This is a genomic window from Nocardia sp. NPDC058058 (assembly GCF_042885355.1).
In the GTDB taxonomy this organism is placed as follows: domain Bacteria; phylum Actinomycetota; class Actinomycetes; order Mycobacteriales; family Mycobacteriaceae; genus Nocardia.
Map to the genome: position 1 here is coordinate 655058 of NZ_JBHVSA010000003.1, position 19731 is coordinate 674788.

Here is a 19731-nt window from a genome sequence, read left to right on the forward strand (position 1 = left end):
CGCCAGTTCTCGGCCGAGATCAGCTGAAGCGGGCAAGCCGGGCGACCGCTACCCGATCCAGCAGGCCGGGGTCGCGTCGCCAATCGCGGATGGTGACGGGGCCCAAGGTCTGAGCGAGCGCCCTTAGCGCCGTGCGCATTTCGAGGCGAGCCAGGCTGTCGCCCAGGCACCAGTGCATGCCCAGCCCGAATGCGATGTGCGAGTGCGGACGGCCGGGCCGGAAGGTGTCGGCATCGGGGCCGAAGACCGCTGGATCACGGTTCGCGGCGGCGAGCGCAAGTTGAATCGGTTGGGCGGCTTGGAGTTTCGCGCCGCCGGTCAGCGTGATATCGCGGGTGGCAAACATCGGGACCAGCGTGAATGGCGTCGCGTAGCGCAGGGTTTCATGGGTTACCGCGTCGAGCCATTGATCGTCGGCGACGGCTGCCGCCGGGAGCAGGTCGAGTTCGATGCCGAGACCGATAAGCAGACAGATGGCGGTCGCCGTGGTGCTCAGCCCGGCTGCCCAGCAGCCCCACACCAGGGCGTCGCGCTCGTCCAGATCTATGACTCCAGCCTGGTGCGCGGCCGAAAGATCCTCCAGCAGGCCACCTTTCAGCTCCCTGTCGAATAACCCCTGGAAGAACGACCGCAGCGCGGGCGACTCCGGTTCGAGCGCCTCGAACCCCGGACGTTGCTCGTAGGCCTCCACTTCCTCGCGGACAATGGCGGCCACGTCCAGCGGCAGCCCGAGCAGCGAGGAAACCGCTCGTGAGGACAAGGTGCCGGTGAACTCCACCAAATCGAGTTCGCCCGAAAAGTTTTCGACTCCCTCCCGCAGTCCCCTGGCGGCCAATTCGCGGACTGTCGGTTCGAGCCCGGCGATCGACCCCTTACCGAAATGCCTGGCAAGCAACTCGTGCAGCACCGCATGTCTGCCGGGTGACCCATCCACCCGCGTCTCGCCGCGCGTCCACGGAAACAACATGTTCAGATGCGGGCGCTCGGGCATCGGCACGCCCAAACCCCCGACGAACTCGAGCAGATAGCTGAAATCCGTGGTGAACGCGCCCTTCTTCTCCCACCGGAAGATCTCCACGACGTCCGCCATACGGGTGAAATGCAACATCCCCTGCTCCTCGAACGGCTCAGCCGCCGTGTAGAAGCGGGAATCGCGGGGCAGGTCGGACGGCTTCACGGGCATCTCTTTCCAACGCGGCCTGGCCGGCGTCGCGGCCCTTCACCCATATTGCCGCCTCCGCGCTTCGAGCCGACGCTGATTCGGCCCATCGGATAACTCCAGGTCGGCCGGTCCGCATTGCCATTACAGTCGCAATGATGTCGACCTTGATCTTGTCACCGCGCTATTCGGAAGATTCGCGCGTTATGCGGGCGGCCGCTATCCGGGCCGGGTGGAATGTGTTGCGACTGTCGGGCTGGCGCGTTCCCGAGGACGAAACAGACAGTGTGGGAGCGATTTACGGGGAGCCATCGTTCGCAGAGGTGATTGCGGGTCAGCTGGGGATCGCACTGCTGGACGCGCCGCAGGAGTGGCTGCCGGAGCTGCCGTGGTCGTTGCGACAGAGGGACATTCGGGTGTCGACGCTGGGTGAGGCTCGACGGTGCGCTGAGGCAGCGTTCGTGAAACCGGCAGATGGGCGTAAGGGGTTCGCGGGGGCGGTTTATCAGGGCGGGCGGGGGTTGCCGTCGGTGCAGGCATGCCCGGACGAGACCGCGGTGCTGATCGCCGAACCCGTGCGATGGGAGGCGGAGTTTCGGTGCTTCATCAAAGATGGTGCCGTGCTTACCATGTCGCCCTACCTGCGGGATGGTGAGCTCGCGCGCGCCGATGACGGCAGCTGGCCGATGACCTCGGCGGAGGCCGACGCCGTAACCGCCTGTGCGGAGCGGCTGTTCGCGGAGGTGCCGACGCCGCCCGCCATAGTTGTCGATATCGGCCTCGTCGAAGGCCGCGGCTGGGCGGTCGTCGAGGCCAACAGCGCCTTCGGGGCCGGGGTTTACGGCTGCGACCCCGAATTGGTGCTCGAAGTGCTCGCTCGCGGGTGCGTTGCGCGGACCGAGCTGTCCGGCAACGATATCCGCTGGGCACCGCCGAGTGCCGACATCATCTGACCCGGCGAAAAGTCGGGTCAGCGCTGTTCGTCGCCGGTCGGCTCGGATTGGTCGCTCAGGCGCGCGTGCAGCCGGTCCCGGACCTGGTCCGGGGTGTATGCGCGGCGTTTTCGTTCGGACCTGACGATGATGACTCCGGTCGTCGCGACACCCGCCGCACCTGCCAATCCGAGTACCTTCCACCAGCGCATCCGCCTAGGCTAGTCGCTGTGTCACGCGAAGCGCTGTCGAGTATCGGTTTGGATGAAGCGGTCGAGCTCACCCGGACGGGTGATTTGTGGTTGTTCCGTGGGCATTCCGGGGCCGACCGGGCAATCCGCGGGTTGACCAACAGCCCGGTCAATCACGTCGGGATGGCGGTGGTCGTCGATGATCTGCCCGCGCTGATCTGGCATGCCGAGCTGGGGCGGGCGCTACCGGATATCTGGTCCGGAAACCACCATCGCGGTGCGCAATTGCATGATCTGCGGGCGGCGGTGATGCGGTGGTCCAACGAATACGAGCAGCAGGCGTGGATGCGCCAGTTGGATCGGCCGGTCACCCGCGAGATGGAGGACGCCGCGTTGCGCACGGTGGCGCGGCTCGACGGGATGCCGTTCCCGTCGACCAGCGCGCTGGCCGGGCGCTGGTTCCGGGGACGGGTGCCGTGGCCGAAACGGGCCGAGGCGCGTCCTGCCGACGCCGGTCTGGAGAACGCGTACTGCGCCGAGATCGTCGCCATGACGTATCAGGCCATGGGCTTGCTGCCGGAGAAACGGCCCAACTGGTATGACCCGGGCAGGTTTTGGAGTGGCGACAATCTGCAGTTGGCCGATGGATATCACCTCGGCGGCGAAATCGGGGTGAAGGTGCCCGCGGCTCGCTGATCGGGCCGATCAATCCCGGCGATGGGGCTGCGGCGGAGGCACAATATCGCGCATGCGAACATTTGCCCCCTTGTTGCGGGCTGTCGTCGTCGGGGCGCTCGTCGTGGTGGCCGGTCAAGGGGTCGCGGCCGCGCCCGCCGCGAGCGCCCCGCACACCCAGTTCCCTTGGCCGACATCCGAACCCGCCGGTGTGCAGGCGCCGGGAGCGGCGCTGGCGGATGGCGTCACCGGGACGATGCTGTGGTCCCGGGAGGCGAACACTCCCGCACCGATCGCCAGCATCGCCAAGGTGATGACGGCGTTGATCGCGATCAATTCCGGCGATCTGGAGCGGGCCATCACCGTTCCGGCGGAAGCCATCTCATACTGCATCAGCTACGACGGCAGTACCGCCGGACTGGGCGCGGGCGAGGTGCTGACCACGCGGCAGCTGCTCTACGGCTTGATGTTGCCATCGGGTTGCGATGCCGCCTACACCATTGCCGAGGCCTACGGTCCCGGCCAGGATGCGTTCATCGGCAGGATGAACGATACCGCGCGTCAAATGGGCTTGGCGGCAACGAATTTCACCGATCCGAGCGGATTGCCCAATCCGACCGACGGCTCCACCTATTCCACGCCCGCGAATCTGGTGAGTCTCGCGCTGCGGGCCATGATGTCGCCGGTGTTCCGCGAGGTCGTCGGGACGCAGAACTATCACCTGCCCGCCGGTCCGGGCAACCGCGATCACCTTTGGGAGACCACGAATCTGCTGCTGCGGGCGTACCCGGGGACGCTGGGCATCAAGACCGGATCCACCGACGCCGCCGGGGCCTGCCTGCTGTTCGAGACGGTCAGGGCGGGCATTCCGCTGATCGGGGTCGTGCTGCACAGCTCGCCGGGTAGCGGGCGGGCGGCGAAGGAAGATGCCGAGCGCATGCTGAATTGGGCCTACAACCCGATTCTGAGCGCGCTGCCGATCGGCTAGGGCGTTTGTCAGATTGGTGGTTGCGTCGCCCCCGGAACCGCCTTACTGTCTGAGACAGTATTCGTTTCGGATAGGGGCCGCGCATGTCATCGACGCTGTTCTTCGCTCACGAGGGCAACCGGCTCGCCTATACGCGGACAGGATCGGGACACCCGATCCTGTTCCTGCACAACGGCGGAGCCGCGAAGGAGATCTGGATCCGGCAGGCGACCGCGCTCGCCGATCGATACGAGGTCATCTGCCTGGATCATCTGGGATTCGGCGAATCCGATATGCCGGAAACCGGGTACACGATCGGTGAATACGTCGAGAGGCTGTCGGCATTCATCGACCATCTCGCCGTCGACCGAATCTCCATCGTCGCCAACTGTATGGGCAGCGCCATGACGCTCCTGCTCGCTGAACGTCGTCCGGAGTTGTTCCGCGCCTTGGTCTTGATCAACCCGCTATCGGAGAACACCGCGCGCCGCGGCGTAATCGGCCTGGCCATCCCATTCGCCACCCGACTCCCCCGCTTCTCCCGTTGGTTCGCACGGCAGGCGAGCGTACCGAAGCCGTTGACCCGCTTCGTCATAGCAGCCCAATACGGTCCGCGCGGCTGGCGGCGAGGGATTCTCGCACCCCTACCGGGCGCGGTGGACGCGGGTGGCGGCTGGAATGTGCGCGGCCGGTTGGTCTCGATGGTCGAATTGTTCACGGACGTCGCAGCATTGGGGGCAGTGGACCGGCTGCGACCGGGCCGTGAATTCCCTCCACTCGCGGTGGTGTGGGGCAATGCGAACCTCGGATTGTCACCGCGCGCCGGCCGAGTGCTCAACGAAACGCTGCGCCCGGATCGAGCCGAATTCCTGCCCGGCTGCGGACACCTCCCGATGATGGAAGTCCCCGACGCCGTCACCGCGATCATCGTCGAATTCGTCACCAATCCTCCTGTGCGCCTGGCTGATACGACCGTGTCCGCATAGGATTTGGCAGTTCGGATCCGGAGATCACGGGATGGCATGCACGCGCTGGCCCGCCGCCGCGGTGAGTTCGTTCAGGCTGTCCACCCGATCAGAGGGTATGAACGTGATGGCATAGTCGTCCCCTTCCGTGACAAAGGAAACCAGCGTGAAACCGAGCGGACCACACTGCTCACCCACGCGGTTGAGCAACGCCTCGGTGGCATCGCCCGGATGCCAATCGGCCGCAGCGGCGGCGAACTCGGGGAACCATTCCCACGACAGGCCCTGCGGATGGAATATCGAGCGCCGCAACCTGTCTCGAATCACGTCCGCTTCCTGCTTCCAGTGGAACTGCGCGAAGGCGCCGATTCCGCCGTTGTCACAATCACCGAGGCAGTCGAGCAGACGACTCCACGCACCGAATCCACGATCCGTCGCGGGATCGCGCAGCATGTATCGAAGCGTGTCAACCAGCCATAGGTGATCCCCCAACAGCGCCTCCGCGATCGTCACCAGCCGATCGGGCGCACCGTCGTCCACCGCCGTCCCCAGCAATTGCTCGAACGGCACCTGCCACTCATTGCACTCGACCCATCCGTCCAGCGCCAGATCAGCCGGTGAATCAACACCGAAAACCTCGCGCAGCACCGCCACTACCTCGAGCGCGATCCACCGGTAGTCTTCCGGCCCCGGCTCTCTCAGCTCCCGCCCCCAAACCAAATCATCGGGTCCCGGCGCAGACCACCCACGATCGCGCAAATACGTCCGCCCCGAATCACCGATGTCATCGCATACATGAACGCTGAGGTCATGCCCCGCCGTCCTCTCGCCCTTGCTGAAATCCAGGAACCTGTTGCCTGACGCGAGAATCAACGCGGTCCCGATTGGGCATCGACACAACACCCCCGCAAGATTCCTCGCGAACACATCCCAACCCTGGTCACCCATCGATACCCCTCGATTTACCAACTCGACTGCGCCCCAGCATGATCGCATCGACCAATGACAATCGATGAGCCGGCGCCAAACCTGTCGATTACTGTTCCAGCGGTGGAAATCGGCAACCGTTACGAGTCATATGAGATCGAGCTCTGGGAACGGTTGGCGGGGCTGCTGCCATCGGTCGAGGATGCGGCGAATTTTCGGGACTGCCGGGAGATCGGCGAGCAGGAGGCCGGGCTGTGGTTGTTGACGCAGCGTCTGCTGGACCATGGGGTGCCTGTCGATGACCGCACGCGGGCAGAGATCGAGGTGCTTGCCGAGCATTGGGGTGAGCGATACGCCAGACATGACGAGATCGCCTCATGTGTAGGGGATCCCGCGCCCGAGGTCTCCATTCGATTGGTTCCTGATGATCGCGCCGAGGCTATCGAAGCAGCGATCACAGATGCGGTCTTCGCGGGCCGAATTCTTGTGCCGTGGATCGAATGCCCGCGATGCGGGCGCGTGCTCAGCCGAGTTCACTCGAAGCAGCCCTGGGGTGGGCTTTCTGCTGCGGCGGAGCACTACATCCTCTCGCTTGGCCAGCCCAATCTCGATGATGCTCGCCAGATCTTTGACCGAGACGACCTATACCGAGCGTGGGAGTCGTTGATTGCCTGCGATTGAGTCCGGGATGATGAAAAGCTAGAGGTGGTTGGGGATTTCGGTGGTTGCTTCGACGGGGTGTTTGGCGGCGATGCCCTGGTTGATTTCGCGGAATTCCCAGGTGCCGGTGGGGCGGAAGAGGCCGCCCATGATGAAGCCGGTGCCGGAGACCGTGGCGATGTCGTAGCGGGTGAGTTCGGTGGCGGTGGCGCTGTTCACCATGCGGCAGAAGGCGTTTTCGACTCGGGCGAGGGGTTGGCCGGTGTAGCAGGTGACTACGAAGACGATGGCGGTTACCGCGGGTTGGACGCGGGACAGGTCGACGGTGATGATTTCGTCGTCGCCGGGGCCCTCGCCGGTGAGGTTGTCACCGTGCAGGCGGACGGAGGTGTCGGTGGAGAGCATCTGTTCGTGGTAGACGACGTCGATGAGGTCGGTGTCGCTGTAGAGCATCGCCGCGATATTCAGGTCGATTTCGGAAGTCTTGCCCCAGAGTTTGCGGCGGGCGGGATCCCAGCCCAAACCGAATCGGAGATAAACGATTTCGGTGCCGTGCTCATCGCGAAGCGGTTGTGTCACCATTGCAAAGATGCCGTAGGACGGCCGTGTGCGCAATTCGATATGCGGGGCGCGGCGGGCGCGGGAATACCGGTGGGACTGGTCAATTCGGGGTGTGTGTCTTTCGGGAGCCGGTGAGCAGCAGGTACGCCGCGGCCGTGATCGCCAGCGCCGCAGCGGTCGCCGCCATCGTTGCCACTCCCGAAGGGGTGGTCAAACCGCCGAGCAGCGTGCCCGCGCCAATGCCGAGGTAGATGGCGGAGGCGTTCAGGGCGATAACGAGTGGCGCTTCCTGCGGGGCGGCGGTGATCAGGCGGTGTTGCTGGGGTGGGGTCTGGCACCAACTGGACGCACCCCAGGCAATCATCAACCCTCCCATGAGGATTGGGGCTTGGGTGTGCGTGGAAGCCAGGGCGGACCAGATTGCCATCGCCGCCGCCATCGTGAAATAGCCGATAGCCAGTACCCGTGTCGTGGACCAGCGATCGGTCGCGTACCCGCCGCCGAGATTGCCTGCTATGGCACCGATTCCGTAGAGGCCGAGCATCCACGCGGTGCCGGATCCGGTGATGCCGACCGCGCTCAGAGCGGGCACGGCATAGGCGTAGAGGATGTAGGCCGCGGCCATGCCGAGCAGGGTCAGCGGGAGGACCGCGAGCACCGCGGGCTCGCGCAGCACCGCGAGACGGGTGCGCAACGGCACGCGGGGACTGCCGGGCAGATCCGGCATGACGGTGGCGACGCCGGCGGCGACCACCAGGCACACCAGCGCGACCAGACCCAGCGCCCAGCGCCAGCCCATCCAGGCGCCGATCAACGTACCCAGCGGCACACCCAGTGCGGTCGCGATCGTCAGGCCGCCAACGACCACGGACAGGGCACGAGCGCGCAGATGCGGGGCGACCAGCGAAGCCGCTGCCGCACCGGCATTCGGGGTGAACGCGGCCGCACCCGCGGCCGCCACCACCCTGGTCACCAGCAGCACCGCGAAGGTCGGCGACAGTGCCGATCCGAGGTTGGCCAGCGCGAGCACCAGCAGCGCGCCGACCAACAGTGGACGCCGCCCGAATCGCGAGGTCAGTGTCGCCACGATCGGTGACAGCAGCGCGTAGGCGGCGGCGAACACCGTCACCGACTGTCCTGCGGTCGCGGTCGAGACATCGAGTGAAGCCGCGGTATCGGGCAGGAATCCCGCCAGCACGAAGGCATCCGTACCGACCGCGAAAGTGCCGAGGGCCAGAATCAGCGTCGAGCCGAGTCCGTGTTGCGGGGCAGAGTCGGTCGCCACGGTCCGGCGCTTAATCGGGATATTCAGCATCCCGGTTCTCCTCTCGAAAAAACCCGGCCGCAGCCGGGTCGGGTACTACCTACCGAGGCGCTCGTAGAACGCCAGGGCGCGACGGCGTGCGGGCGCGGGGGTCTCGGCGATCACGTCCGCCAGCGTGGTGGCGGCCAGCTCGCGCCGCCAAGCCAGCTCGGCGCGGCGCATGGCGGTGGAAATGCCGCAGGGGCGTTTGAGCTCCGCCGGATTCGCCTCGACGCCCGCGCCGCGCTGGCGAATCTCGGTGCAGCGGAAGGCATCCTCGCGGCCGTCCATCGCGGCGACCACATCCATCAGCGTGATGCGATCGGGCGGGCGGGCCAACTGGTACCCGCCTTGTGCGCCGGGGATGGATTCCAGAATTCCCGCGCGGACGAGAGTCTGCAATCGCTTCTTCAAGTACTCGGGGGGCAGTTCGAACTGGGCCGCCAAACGAGCGGTGGGCGCGGGCCACTGATCCTCGAGCCAGTGCAGCATGACGCAGCAGTGCAGCCCCCACTCGACGCCCTCGCTCATCCGCATAACCGGGACATTACATATCCCGGTTGGTCAACTCAAGGCTTGGAGTGCCGACCGAAGGGAAGAATCTGCGATATCGCAGACCGCGACGCCAACGTCACGTCCGACCGGTCGGTACTTGCCAAGGCGAAATGTATTGCGCCCCTGAACTATCCAGGCGAGTCCGTGGACGCGAGCACGTAAACCCACGCCTTGTCGCCGGAGCGCAGCGGTACCAGCACCCGCTTGTAGTCCGAGACCTCATAGGCATCGGCCGCCGCCAGCTCGGCGGCCGAGACCGCGAACACCGTGCCGGGGACACCGGCGGAGTCGGTGCCGGGCACCAGCATCGGGTGCACTGCACTGCCGCTGGTGGCGATCACCTGCGGATCCGTGATGGTGACCTCGCCGAGTTCATACCCGATGATCTCGTCGGGACGCCCCGGAAGTTCGCGGCCGAAAATCGCACGCTGCACCTCGGGCTGCCGCAGGGTGCCGTACGAGAACAGCAGAATCTCGCTCATGAGGGCCATGGATACACCGCGGAATCCGATCTTGTCGAGCCGCCGCGAGGTGATTTCCGCACCCGGGAAACCGACTGAGTTTCCGTCGCTGGCACGACTGGTCATGACAGATCGCCTGTGTCGCTAGAGATTTGCCAACCGTAGTTCCAGTTCTTATCGGTGATTTCGGGCAAATCTCAGGCACAGCCGTGCGATATTGGTCTGCGGGAGGGGGAAGGTGAAGCAGGCGGTCATGCATGCGGGCCGCCACCGGCACAACCCACGGAGGCACCGGTTCGATGACGACCAATACCGTGGCCGCGCAGTCCGATCTCGTAGCTGCGGCCGAACTTGTTTGCCCGTACCGCAACACACCGGCGCACACGATGCTGGCGCGCCGCGTTACACCCCTCGACGACCGCGTCGCGGAATGCGCACGCTTCTTCGCCGAGCCCGAACTCGTGCACCTGGAGCCCGGGCGGGGGGCCGATGCGACCCGCCGGTTGCGCGCCGCCGGGACCTACTGGCACACCCTCGACGAATTGCGGATCGGCACCAAACTCGCCTGGCGCAACCACGATCGATGCGTGGGCCGAAGACACTGGCGCGCGCTCGACGTCCGCGATGCGCGCACCGCCACCAATCCGGCCGAACTCGCCGCCGAATGCTGGGAGCATCTGCGCCAGGCGACCAACCGGGGTGCGGTCCGCTCCATCATCACCATCGGGCCGCCCGCGGATGCCGACGGCACCGGGTTTCGCATCATCAACTCACAGCTCATTCGCTACGCGGGATATCGCACCCCCCAGGGCATCGTCGGCGATCCGGCCAATCTCGATCTCACCGATCTCGCGTACGAGCACGGCTGGCGCGGAGACGGCGGCCGATTCGATGTGCTGCCCTTGCTGATTCAAGCTCCGGATCTGAGCGTTCAGGTCTTCGATGTGCCCGCCGAACTCGTCCTCGAAGTCCCCCTGCACCATCCGGATCTGCCCTGGTTCGCCGACCTCGACCTGAAATGGCATGCGGTACCGGCGGTTTCGAACATGGACCTCGAAATCGGCGGCCTCACTTACGCTTGCGCGCCCTTCAACGGCTGGTACGTCTCCTCCGAAATCGGCCGCAACCTCGGCGACACCAACCGCTACAACGTGCTGCCCGATATCGCCGACCGCATGAACCTGGACCGCAGCAACGAGCGCACCCTCTGGCGCGACCAGGCCCTCATCGAACTCAGTCGCGCGATCCTGTTCAGCTACAAGCGATCCCGAGTCCACCTCGTCGACCACCACACCGTGGCCCGCCAATTCCTCGACCACGTCGACCGCGAACAAGCCGCCGGCCGCGCCTGCCCCACCGACTGGACCTGGATCAATCCCCCACTCTCGGCCAGCCTCACCCCCACCTTCCACCGCTACTACGACCCACCCAACCCCGACCTCCGCCCCGCCTTCGTCCGCCGCGACACGCCACCGCCCCCGCCGGACGAGCATCCGGAGCCGAGCGACGCGACCACCCGACGCGCACTGTGGCGCAATGCGGTTCGCAAGCTGGGCCTGTCGAACAAGGTCTAGCGGCGAGCTCGTTCCTCGGTAGGGTCGATTCCCATGACGACTGTGCGCCGCCGCGCGATGTACCTACTGGCCGCGATTGCGATCACCGCGGTGCCCGCATGCTCGTCGACGGACAGCGCCGCGGCGCCGTCGACCACGCCCAGTTCGTCCACCGTGCCGACGGCGCCGATCGGCGGTCTCACCATTTCGGGCGCGGTCCCGCATCCGGTCACCCTCACCGCCGACCAACTGCGCGGCTATCCCGTACAAACCCAGGTGGTCACGTTCGACAGCAGCAAAGGTAAGCAGTCACATACGTACCAGGGCGCGGCCGTCGCCGACCTGATCAACGACGCGCATCCGGTCGTGGACCGGGCGGCGAAGAACCCGGAACTTCGACTTGCGTTGGTGGCCAGCGGATCCGACGGATACCAAGCCGTGCTCGCCTGGGCCGAGTTTTCCCGGGACTTCGCCGCCAAACCGATCCTGATCGCCTACACCGAGGACGGCCAGTCGCTACCCAAACCCCGCCTGGTCGTACCGGGAGATATCAAGGGCGGCCGGTATGTCAGCGACCTGACCGATCTTCGGATCGTGGACTTGGGCATTACTCCGGCCAAATAGACTGTGTCCCAATGTGGTTGGCTGGTTCGCGCCATCAACTACGGGATGATCCGACGCAATGGCTCCGGACAATAAGTTAATGTTCATTCCACACTGATCGAGCCGCTCGCCACCGTCGCCGACGGCGTGGAAGGAGCTTTCATGTCCGGAATGTCCTTGGCGTCCGCGAAGATCCTGCTCACCGGAGCTACCGGTGGGCTCGGACACGCCATAGCTCGCGAACTTGCCAGCCACGGAGCGGAACTCACCTTGACCGGTCGCCGCACCGCACCGCTGCACGCGCTGGCCGACGAACTCGACGCCACCATCATTGCCGCCGACCTCGCCGACGCCGACGGGGTGGCGCGTCTCATCGACAAAGCGGGTCCCGTCGATGCTCTCGTCGCGAACGCGGGCCTGCCCGCCAGCGGTCCCCTCTCCGGATTCACCGACGCCGATATCGACCGAACCCTCGCCGTCAACCTCCGCGCCCCGATGATCCTGGCGCGAAACCTGGTCGGCGGCATGCGATCCCGCGCCCGCGGCCACCTCGTCTTCATCGGCTCGGTGGCGGGCTGGGTCCCCACCCCCCGCGCCACCGTCTACAACGCCACCAAATTCGGCCTCCGCGGCTTCTCCCTCGCCCTGCGCCACGAGCTGCACAACACCGGCGTCGGCGTCTCCATCGTCGAGCCCGGATTCGTCAGGGACGCAGGCATGTTCGCCGACAGCAAGATCACCCTCCCACCCCTGTACCGCACCTCCACCCCCACCGACGTAGCCCGAGCCGTCACCCGCGCCATCCGCGAAGACATCGGCGAAATCCTGGTAGCCCCAATAGAAATGCGCCTGGGCGCCGCCCTGTCCTGCCTATCCCCCACCCTCATGGCCCCCATCCAACGCCTCGTCGGCGCAGACCGCATCAACACCCGACTCGACAGCGACTTCCACCACGGGAGCTGATGTGTTGCGGGCTTCGGCTACCGTCCAGTTCGCGGTTGATCACGATGGGCGAGAACGGAGTTCGGCATGGGCTGGAAAGTGAACGGGCTGATTGTGGAGGGAACGCTCGATCCGGGTCGACTTCCAGGTCGACCACGCGATACCGGTGAGTCCGTCGACATCGATACCGTGCACGAGCGCCCCTGCGACTACGGGATCGCCATGGTCGGTGGATGGACACTCATCGCCGACCCCCAGTTTCTGGCGAGCTTCAACGACGATGCGGTACGGGAGATCTCCGATCACGGTCGAGCCCTGGCATGGGTGACCAACAGTGTCTCCACGCTGCACGGGTTCGCCTGGTATGTCGACGGAGCGCCGGTGCGCCGAATCGTGTACGCGGAGGGGGAAATCGTCGATGAGATCGGCGAACCGATTGCCGAAGAAGCCGCTGCACCGGAACCTCTCGATGAGGACTATGTCTTCGAGATGATGACGCGGTTGACCGGACAGGGCTGGGGCGATGGCGCCGATGCCCGCTATCGCGTCTGGAGTCGCACGCAATAACGCAGCCGTCCCGTGAAGAGTTCGCTCGCTCGGTTATTCGGGTGTGTAGGTTCGGGGCTGAGTTCGGTTGGATGATGAAGGGTTGGTTGATGGATACGGCGTTCGATGGTGCTGGGTTGGTTGGGTATCGGTATCGGGTGGATGACTACTACGAGGTGGGGCGGGAGAAGGTTCGGGAGTATGCGCGGGCCGTGCAGGATTTTCATCCGGCGCATTGGAGTGAAGCCGCTGCTCGTGAGTTGGGGTATGCGGGGTTGATCGCGCCTACGACGTTCGCGTCGATTGTGGCTATGCGGGCCAATCGGGTGCTGCTCGAGAGTGTGATGACCGGGTATGACATGTTCGTGCATACGGACCAGGTTTTCGAGATGCACAAGCCTGTGATGGCCGGGGATCGACTGACCAGTGACGTCGAGTTGTCGGCGGTGCGCCGGGTCGCGGGTAAGGATCTGCTCACGATCACCAATACCTTCAGCGATCAGGCCGGTGAGATCGTCCACGTCATGCATACGACGGTCGTGGGGATCACCGGGGATGACGTCGGAGCCGATATCGGCGATGCCGTCGACGGTGTGGTGATGAGCGGGCTGGACGGGTCGTCGCCTGCCTCGTCGGTGCCGCACACATTGATCGACGAGCCGGTACAGGCGACAGCCCGGCACTCGCAGGAATCGCGAACACGGTTGCCGCGCACCGCTATCCGGTTCGAGGACATCGCGGTCGGTGACGAGCTACCGGCTCGGACCGTCAAGCTGACCCGGGGCGATCTGGTGAATTACGCGGGTGTCGCGGGCGATGTGAATCCGATTCACTGGCATGAGGACGTGGCCGCGCTGGCCGGACTGCCCGATGTGATCGCGCACGGCATGCTCACCATGGGTCTGGGAGCGGGGTTCATCACCGACTGGCTCGGCGACCCCGGCGCCATCATCCGCTACGGAGCGCGGCTGTCGAACTACACGGTCATCGAGGCCGCCTCCGCCGGTGACGTCGAGTTCAGCGGCAGGATCAAATCTGTCGACCCCGAAACCCGCACCGCCACGGTCGTTCTCATCGCGAAGTCCGCCGGACGCAAGATCTTCGGTCTGGCGACTACGGACGTTCGCCTCGGGTAGCCGGGCGGCTGATTCCCAATACCCATCCGGGACAATTCATCTGGGCTCGGCGTCGTTCACCGACCGACGAGCCCAGATCTCGCGGATCGCCACGGCGGTGAGCACTCCGAGTACCGAGATCGCCAAACTCGGCTGAAATCCCCAGCGCCCGTCCGGAAGAGCGACCGCGACCAGGCCCAGGCATACGAAGGGCACCGCGATCGTCACGCCCCGACGCCACCACGGGCCGATTGCCGCGGCCTCCACGACCGCCGCCGCAGCGACCACGATGAACGACACCATGCCGAACGCGGAGATACTGTCCAGCGATCCGAACCAACCGTCACCGGTCGGCAGGTAGTCGGCATATCGGCGGACTCCGTCGCCCGTGCTGTAGGAGATGGTGCCCCCGGACCGGTTGCCGATGAAGGCGAAATCCACCTGCCGAGTCGAGCTGTCGGGCAGCCACCACACCCCGCCGAGCAAGCACGAAACTACGATGAAGCACCACCACCCGGCGCGACCGAAAGCTCGGGCACCGCGCAGCAAACGCATTCGGCTCACGATGGTTGCCGGACCGCAGCAATCGGCGGCAGGGGATGAAATCGCTGTACACCGACCATGACTGCCCTCTTCTCACTCAGCGTTCCCGAACGTCGACATCCTGATGAGCTTGCAGGCAAATTATCGGCTATCCGGTAGCACAGTGCGCGCGCAGTGACATACATCAATCCAGTCCAATGTGCCGCACCCAGGACGGCTGAATGAATTGCCCGCACCGCGGGAGGGTCGAGCCGAGGTGGTCGAGGGTTGAAATGCGGTGCCGGAGTGGGATTCCTCCGGCACCGCTCGAAGCATCGCCGCTTTTCACACGGGGCAGCGCGTCCAGCGAACGACCCTCGGGTCCGACCCCTGCCGTTTGCGGGTCAGCAGGGCATTTTTGGTCGAACAATGACTAACTTACAGCGATATATGACGCTGTCAAATCGATACATTACTTGAGAATAGTCATACACATAGCACCATCGGCGGGAGAGTCCGGACATGCACTCCCCCGCCGACGGCCGGGCAACCTCATACTCGGTCACTTCCATGGCTGGCAGAAGGACCATCAGGAGCCGCAGGGCAGGCGGCCCCGGGCATCCGAAGTGGATGCGGTCAAATAGCCAAACGACCACATCCGGTGAGCGCGAGACCAACGCTCTCCCTCGAATCCCCGAGTGCGACAGTAATTGTCATCGCTGGCACAAGCCATACTCAACGCGATCGACGGCACGAAAAGTCGGTCGCCGTGCACTCCCCGTCACCGATCCCTATGCGATAGCTCGGCGCTCGCCCGTGGATTCGGGACTGCCATGGATGTCGCCATCCCTGCGAATCCACCCCAATTCGTCAGTGAGCCAACGACATTGGCCTGCCGAGTCAGGGTTTGAACGAGTGCAGGCTCGCCAGACAAAGCGTTTGGTCGGCGTCGAACCAATCGAAGGTGGTGAAAGGTTCGAATCCCAAACGGGCCGCGAGATTGAGCGAGCGCTTGTTGGCGGTTCGGGTCACTATCAGGACCGGTTGATCGGGGAGTTCGGCGGCGGTCGCACGTAAGGCAGCGGTCGCGGCCTCGAATGCCAGTCCGGCGCCCCAGGTTTCGCGGCGCATCAGATAGCCGAGTTCCAGTTCGTTTCCGGCGTCGAGGACGTGGCCGGGCCAGTCGGGGGCGCGGCGCTTCACCTCGAAGGTTCCGAGCAGAGTGTCGGTGGCCTTGTCCGCGATGACGAAATGCCCCGGGGTGGTGGTCGCATTGGCTGCGCCGCCGATCGCGGCCAGGTGGTGTTCGACATCCTCCCGGCGGCGTGGGGCCTTGAGGTGGGTCCAGATTTCCGGGTCGGTCTGCAGCTCGATGAGACCGGCGTGGTCGGCGGCGCGCGCCTTACGGAGCAGGACCCGGTCCGCTGCGATCGCTACAGCGGACAGCATTGGCAGCTGGTTCATGTGATCCTCCCAGTGCGCGAGGGTATCCGACGGTTACGCGATGAGCACGACTGCGACGGCCGTCAGTGCGAGCAGGAGGTAGATCACGGCGGCTACTCGTAATCCGAAGCGCAGCAATTGGTTTTCGGTGATGCCGGTTGCGCGGTCTCCGGCTACGGCGAGGATGAGCATGATCATGGGGAGGGAGGTGAAGACGGCGTGGCCGGCGGCGCTGTTCTGGAGGGCGGCGAACCAGGTGTTGAGGCCGGTGGGGGCGAGTTGCTGTTGGAGAGACATCATCAGGACGTTGCCGCCTACGTTCGAGCCGGTGACGAAGCCGCTGAGCATGCCGAGGGCGGGGGCGGCCAGCGCCACAACGAGTTCGGGGGCCGTGGCGACCGCCGCGCCGAGTCGAGCGATCATGCCGCTGTCGGCCATGAGGCGGCCGAGGATGACGAACCCGGTCAGGGCGAGTAGGGGGCGGGTTACGCGGGTCAGGGCCGCGCGGGCGTCGGGCAGGTGCGGGCGGCCCCGGTCCAGGAGTAGGGCGGAGGCCAGCAGCGGCAGACCCGGTGAGGTCAGGAGCGCGAAGCTCGCACCGCCCGCGTGCAGAGCCAGGGTGGGTGCGCCGGCGGCAGTGGCTACGCGCAGGATTGCGATGCCGCCCAGGACAAGTCCGTAGGCGCGAAGCACGGTGCCGGGCGGGAGCAACCGGCCCGCCGGCTCGGCCTCAACCGTGACATCGAGGGCGACACTCTCCACGGGAGCACTGCTGCCCGCACGGCCGATACCCTTGTCGGGCACCGCATCCCGCGATCGCATCACGCTGGACGTTGTCGAACGCGGTCGCACCGTTCCTGCCTGCGATTCGGCGCGGTGCGACCTTCGCACCGCGCTCAGCGCCAGCCCCACGGTGGTGCCGAAGAGCCCGGCCAGCACACCGGCGGGCGGAACGACGCCCAGGCGATTCGTGATCAGCAGCCCGATGGAGAGTAGTGCACCCGCACCGGCGGCGAGAAGTGCTGTGCGCAAGCGGTTCTCGGGCTGTGACAGCAGTGCTGCCCAGACCGTCACCAGCGGGAAGATCATGGCACTGGTGACCGCGGTGGCGGTGCCGAGGGTGGCTACGGGCAGCTGAGTGAGTGCGGCGCCGATGACGGTGGCCAAACCCAGTGTGCCCCAGGGGATGATGTTCATGCCGAGCATGGCTTGTCGCAGCGCTGTCGCGGGCGGCGCGAGGGCCAGCAGTACCGGGACGGTGACCAGGAGTGAAACCCCGAATCCGGTGAGCGCCTCCACTGTTGGAGCGATTCCAGCCACGACCAGTGCGATCTTGGCCGGACCCGAGAGGGGAAGCCCGCGCACCCATTCCTGTAGAGAGTGGTGCACGCCCTGGCGGGTGAGTACCTGGCTGAGGTAGACGCCGGGCAGCATGACCGCTGCCGCGTTGAGAACCAGCAGCCCGGCTCCCCCGGCACCCGCGGCCATCGCGTCACCGGAGAGCGTGAACTCCGGACGCCACCAAATCAGCAGTGCCGCAACGACTGTGCCGGTCGCCGCAGCCCAGTGCGCCGGGCGGCGCAATCCCATGATCATGCCCAGCACCACGATGAGCGGCGATACCGCTAATGCCCACATCATTGCCTCCCACGGCGGTCGATCGCTTGCTACTGCGACACAGCCTGACCGTCGGGGTGGGTCGGGGTATTGAACAAAAATCTCATCGGGTGCCGGGCCAATTGGTGATTGCCAATGTCCCGCAGATCCCGCCAGCCCTCACCATCCCCGCATGATCGGCGTGCCCCTCGATCGATCGCACCGAATTCAGGGGCGGATCGCTCCGGGCGTTACACCGAAGTACCGCTTACAGATTCGCGTCAAATGCGCCTGATCGGCGAATCCGGTCTCGGCCGCCACCGCCGCGGGTTGCCCACCGGTCAGCAGCAATCGGCGAGCGTGGTTTGCGCGCAGGCGCAGTAGATAGGCGTGCGGAGGCAGACCGTAGGCCTGACGGAAGGCGGGGATCAGCGTCGCTCGCGAAATCCCGGACACGGCAGTGAGTTCGGCGACGGTGACGGCCTCGCGCCATCGATCGTGCAGCAGTTGGCGCGCCGCCTCGACTCCTTGGCGGGGCAGCGGGATGCCCGCGCGGTCGCGCCCGCCGCGCGCGTGCCGCCCCAGCACCGCACCGAGTCCGGTGAGCAGCAACGATTCCGCGCTCAGCGGATCGGTCGCCCGCTCCTGCGCCTGATGCACGATCCGCAGTCGCGCGAACAACTCGTCATCGCGCACCGCCGTTTCGGGAAACCACACCTCGCGGGTGCCCAGCTGCGCGCCCGCCAACTCCTCGACCAGGTCGGTGTCGAAATAGAACATTCGATAGCGCCAACCGGATTCGACGGCCGCGAACCCGGTGTGCACCTGGCCCGGATTGATGATCACCAGCTGGCCCGCCGGAATCACCACCTTGCCGCCCGCCATGTGCAGGCCCTCCGCACCCTGTTCGATCATCCCGACCGACAGCTGATCGTGGCTGTGCTTGTCGAATTCGAAGGTTTCGAACCGGGCGGCCAGCAAATCCACCTGGGGGCTGGCGTCGGCGGTCCAGAGTCGAGCGTGCTCACCTGCCGATCCCACTCGCGCAGGCTAGCAAATCCGGGGCGGCGCGAACGGCGGCAATGATTCCGGATGGTGTGGTTGGCGTTCCACGTCCCCCCATTGACGCGTGATGACCGTTTGGGGTGACCGAACCCGCCATAGGCTTTCGGCGTGAGAACCGAACACTTCACCTTCACCAACGACGGCGATCAACTGGTTGGCGTCCTGCATCTGCCCGAGGGCGAACCGCTCGCCGCGATCGTCACCAGTGGCCCGCTGACCTCGGTCAAGGAGCAGGCAGCCGGTGCGTATGCGCGGGCGATGGCCGAACGCGGTTTCGCCGCACTGGCTTTCGATCACCGTACCTTCGGTGAGAGCGAGGGCCAGCCTCGGCAGTTCGAGAATCCGATCGGCAAGGCCCAGGACATTCAGCAGGCGGTGACCGCGCTGCTCGCCGATGAGCGGACCGCCGGACTGCCGGTGGTCGCGGTCGGCGTGTGCGCGGGCGCGGGCTACATGGCGCGTGCGGTCGCGGACGATGCGCGGATCCAGGCGTTCGCGGGCGTGGCCGGGTACTACTCCGACACCGCCGACGCCCCGCCGAGCCAGGAGGCGATCGCTCGTGGGCGTGCCGCCGAACAGGTGTGGCGGGAGACCGGTGTCGCGGAGACGATTCCCGCGGTCGCGCCCGATGGCGGCGATGTGGGTATGCCGCTGCGCGAGGCGTACGAGTACTACGGCACCTCCCGGGGCGCGGTGCCGAACTACACGAACGGGTACGCCGTCCAATCCTTCGCCTACTCAGCCGATTTCGACACCATCGAAGCCGCTGCCCGGCTGGCGGTGCCGTTCACGATGGTGCATTCGGAGAACGCGCTGGTGCCTCCGTTCGCCCGCAAGTTCTATGCGACGGTGTCCAGCCCCAAGTCCGAGCTGTGGCTCGACTCGGTCGGGCAGATCGACTTCTACGACGATCCTCGGTTGATCAATGCCGCCGCCGACGCCGCCGCCGAACTCTTCCGTTCGACGCTGGCTGGCTGAACCAGGCGATGA

22 protein-coding genes are annotated in these 19731 nt (G+C 65.7%); 11 read left to right on the top strand and 11 right to left on the bottom strand.

Going from position 1 to position 19731, the window contains the following annotated elements:
• Positions 1–19: 19 nt before the first annotated feature.
• Positions 20–1177, bottom strand: coding sequence for a cytochrome P450 (locus ACFVUS_RS26605; RefSeq protein WP_387771907.1), 1158 nt, complete (start codon positions 1175–1177; stop codon positions 20–22).
• Positions 1178–1317: 140 nt separating this feature from the next.
• On the opposite strand from ACFVUS_RS26605, the gene ACFVUS_RS26610 reads away from it, so the two are divergent.
• Positions 1318–2112 (top strand): ATP-grasp domain-containing protein, encoded by a 795-nt coding sequence (locus ACFVUS_RS26610; RefSeq protein ID WP_387771910.1) that lies wholly within the window; start codon positions 1318–1320, stop codon positions 2110–2112.
• A gap of 17 nt (positions 2113–2129) precedes the next feature.
• Here the strand turns inward: ACFVUS_RS26610 and ACFVUS_RS26615 are convergent, their stop codons facing one another.
• Positions 2130–2303, bottom strand: a complete 174-nt coding sequence (locus tag ACFVUS_RS26615; RefSeq protein ID WP_387771913.1) for a hypothetical protein — start codon at positions 2301–2303, stop codon at positions 2130–2132.
• A gap of 18 nt (positions 2304–2321) precedes the next feature.
• Here ACFVUS_RS26615 and ACFVUS_RS26620 point away from each other — a divergent pair, with 18 nt between their 5' ends.
• The 3 genes from ACFVUS_RS26620 to ACFVUS_RS26630 all read left to right on the top strand — a co-directional run bounded on the left by ACFVUS_RS26620 (position 2322) and on the right by ACFVUS_RS26630 (position 4910).
• Positions 2322–2978 (top strand): hypothetical protein, encoded by a 657-nt coding sequence (locus ACFVUS_RS26620; RefSeq protein ID WP_387771916.1) that lies wholly within the window; start codon positions 2322–2324, stop codon positions 2976–2978.
• A 52-nt stretch (positions 2979–3030) separates the two neighbouring features.
• Entirely contained in the window at positions 3031–3945 is a 915-nt protein-coding gene (locus ACFVUS_RS26625) for a D-alanyl-D-alanine carboxypeptidase family protein (protein ID WP_387771919.1), read from the top strand.
• A gap of 83 nt (positions 3946–4028) precedes the next feature.
• Positions 4029–4910, top strand: coding sequence for an alpha/beta fold hydrolase (locus ACFVUS_RS26630; protein WP_387771922.1), 882 nt, complete (start codon positions 4029–4031; stop codon positions 4908–4910).
• A gap of 24 nt (positions 4911–4934) precedes the next feature.
• On the opposite strand, the gene ACFVUS_RS26635 is transcribed toward ACFVUS_RS26630, so the two are convergent.
• Complete coding sequence (locus ACFVUS_RS26635; protein ID WP_387771925.1) at positions 4935–5837, bottom strand: hypothetical protein; 903 nt, start codon at positions 5835–5837, stop codon at positions 4935–4937.
• 54 nt (positions 5838–5891) lie between these two features.
• Between ACFVUS_RS26635 and ACFVUS_RS26640 the strand changes: the two genes are divergently transcribed.
• Positions 5892–6497: a hypothetical protein gene (locus ACFVUS_RS26640; protein WP_387771928.1), complete on the top strand. Its 606-nt coding sequence runs from the start codon at positions 5892–5894 to the stop codon at positions 6495–6497.
• Positions 6498–6515: 18 nt separating this feature from the next.
• Here the strand turns inward: ACFVUS_RS26640 and ACFVUS_RS26645 are convergent, their stop codons facing one another.
• The 4 genes from ACFVUS_RS26645 to ACFVUS_RS26660 form a co-directional block, all read right to left on the bottom strand.
• On the bottom strand, positions 6516–7055 hold the full coding sequence (locus ACFVUS_RS26645) for a TerD family protein (protein ID WP_387771931.1): 540 nt from the start codon (positions 7053–7055) through the stop codon (positions 6516–6518).
• 82 nt (positions 7056–7137) lie between these two features.
• A complete protein-coding gene (locus ACFVUS_RS26650; protein ID WP_387771934.1) occupies positions 7138–8322 on the bottom strand; it encodes an MFS transporter in 1185 nt (394 codons plus the stop codon).
• A 75-nt stretch (positions 8323–8397) separates the two neighbouring features.
• Entirely contained in the window at positions 8398–8877 is a 480-nt protein-coding gene (locus tag ACFVUS_RS26655; protein WP_387771937.1) for an RrF2 family transcriptional regulator, read from the bottom strand.
• A gap of 146 nt (positions 8878–9023) precedes the next feature.
• Positions 9024–9377, bottom strand: a complete 354-nt coding sequence (locus ACFVUS_RS26660; RefSeq protein WP_387774708.1) for a gamma-glutamylcyclotransferase family protein — start codon at positions 9375–9377, stop codon at positions 9024–9026.
• Between the two features lie 365 nt (positions 9378–9742).
• On the opposite strand from ACFVUS_RS26660, the gene ACFVUS_RS26665 reads away from it, so the two are divergent.
• The 5 genes from ACFVUS_RS26665 (at position 9743) to ACFVUS_RS26685 (ending at position 14136) form a co-directional block, all read left to right on the top strand.
• Positions 9743–10930 carry a nitric oxide synthase oxygenase gene (locus tag ACFVUS_RS26665; protein ID WP_387774711.1) on the top strand — a complete coding sequence of 396 codons (1188 nt, stop codon included), beginning with the start codon at positions 9743–9745 and terminating at the stop codon, positions 10928–10930.
• 33 nt (positions 10931–10963) lie between these two features.
• Positions 10964–11533, top strand: coding sequence for a molybdopterin-dependent oxidoreductase (locus tag ACFVUS_RS26670; protein WP_387771940.1), 570 nt, complete (start codon positions 10964–10966; stop codon positions 11531–11533).
• A 141-nt stretch (positions 11534–11674) separates the two neighbouring features.
• Positions 11675–12475: an SDR family NAD(P)-dependent oxidoreductase gene (locus ACFVUS_RS26675; RefSeq protein ID WP_387771943.1), complete on the top strand. Its 801-nt coding sequence runs from the start codon at positions 11675–11677 to the stop codon at positions 12473–12475.
• A gap of 66 nt (positions 12476–12541) precedes the next feature.
• The gene (locus ACFVUS_RS26680; protein WP_387771946.1) at positions 12542–13021 is read left to right on the top strand and encodes a DUF6461 domain-containing protein; all 480 of its coding nucleotides are present in this window, start codon (positions 12542–12544) and stop codon (positions 13019–13021) included.
• 89 nt (positions 13022–13110) lie between these two features.
• Complete coding sequence (locus tag ACFVUS_RS26685) at positions 13111–14136, top strand: fused (3R)-hydroxyacyl-ACP dehydratase subunits HadA/HadB (protein WP_387771949.1); 1026 nt, start codon at positions 13111–13113, stop codon at positions 14134–14136.
• Between the two features lie 36 nt (positions 14137–14172).
• Here ACFVUS_RS26685 and ACFVUS_RS26690 read toward each other — a convergent pair whose 3' ends face one another.
• The 4 genes from ACFVUS_RS26690 to ACFVUS_RS26705 all read right to left on the bottom strand — a co-directional run bounded on the left by ACFVUS_RS26690 (position 14173) and on the right by ACFVUS_RS26705 (position 18717).
• The gene (locus ACFVUS_RS26690) at positions 14173–14556 is read right to left on the bottom strand and encodes a hypothetical protein (protein ID WP_387771951.1); all 384 of its coding nucleotides are present in this window, start codon (positions 14554–14556) and stop codon (positions 14173–14175) included.
• Positions 14557–15537: 981 nt separating this feature from the next.
• A complete protein-coding gene (locus ACFVUS_RS26695) occupies positions 15538–16101 on the bottom strand; it encodes a GNAT family N-acetyltransferase (RefSeq protein ID WP_387771954.1) in 564 nt (187 codons plus the stop codon).
• A gap of 33 nt (positions 16102–16134) precedes the next feature.
• Positions 16135–17721, bottom strand: a complete 1587-nt coding sequence (locus tag ACFVUS_RS26700; RefSeq protein ID WP_387771957.1) for an L-lactate permease — start codon at positions 17719–17721, stop codon at positions 16135–16137.
• A gap of 183 nt (positions 17722–17904) precedes the next feature.
• On the bottom strand, positions 17905–18717 hold the full coding sequence (locus tag ACFVUS_RS26705; RefSeq protein WP_387771960.1) for an AraC family transcriptional regulator: 813 nt from the start codon (positions 18715–18717) through the stop codon (positions 17905–17907).
• Between the two features lie 132 nt (positions 18718–18849).
• On the opposite strand from ACFVUS_RS26705, the gene ACFVUS_RS26710 reads away from it, so the two are divergent.
• Positions 18850–19719 (top strand): alpha/beta hydrolase, encoded by an 870-nt coding sequence (locus ACFVUS_RS26710; RefSeq protein ID WP_387771963.1) that lies wholly within the window; start codon positions 18850–18852, stop codon positions 19717–19719.
• The last annotated feature ends 12 nt before the right edge of the window (positions 19720–19731 follow it).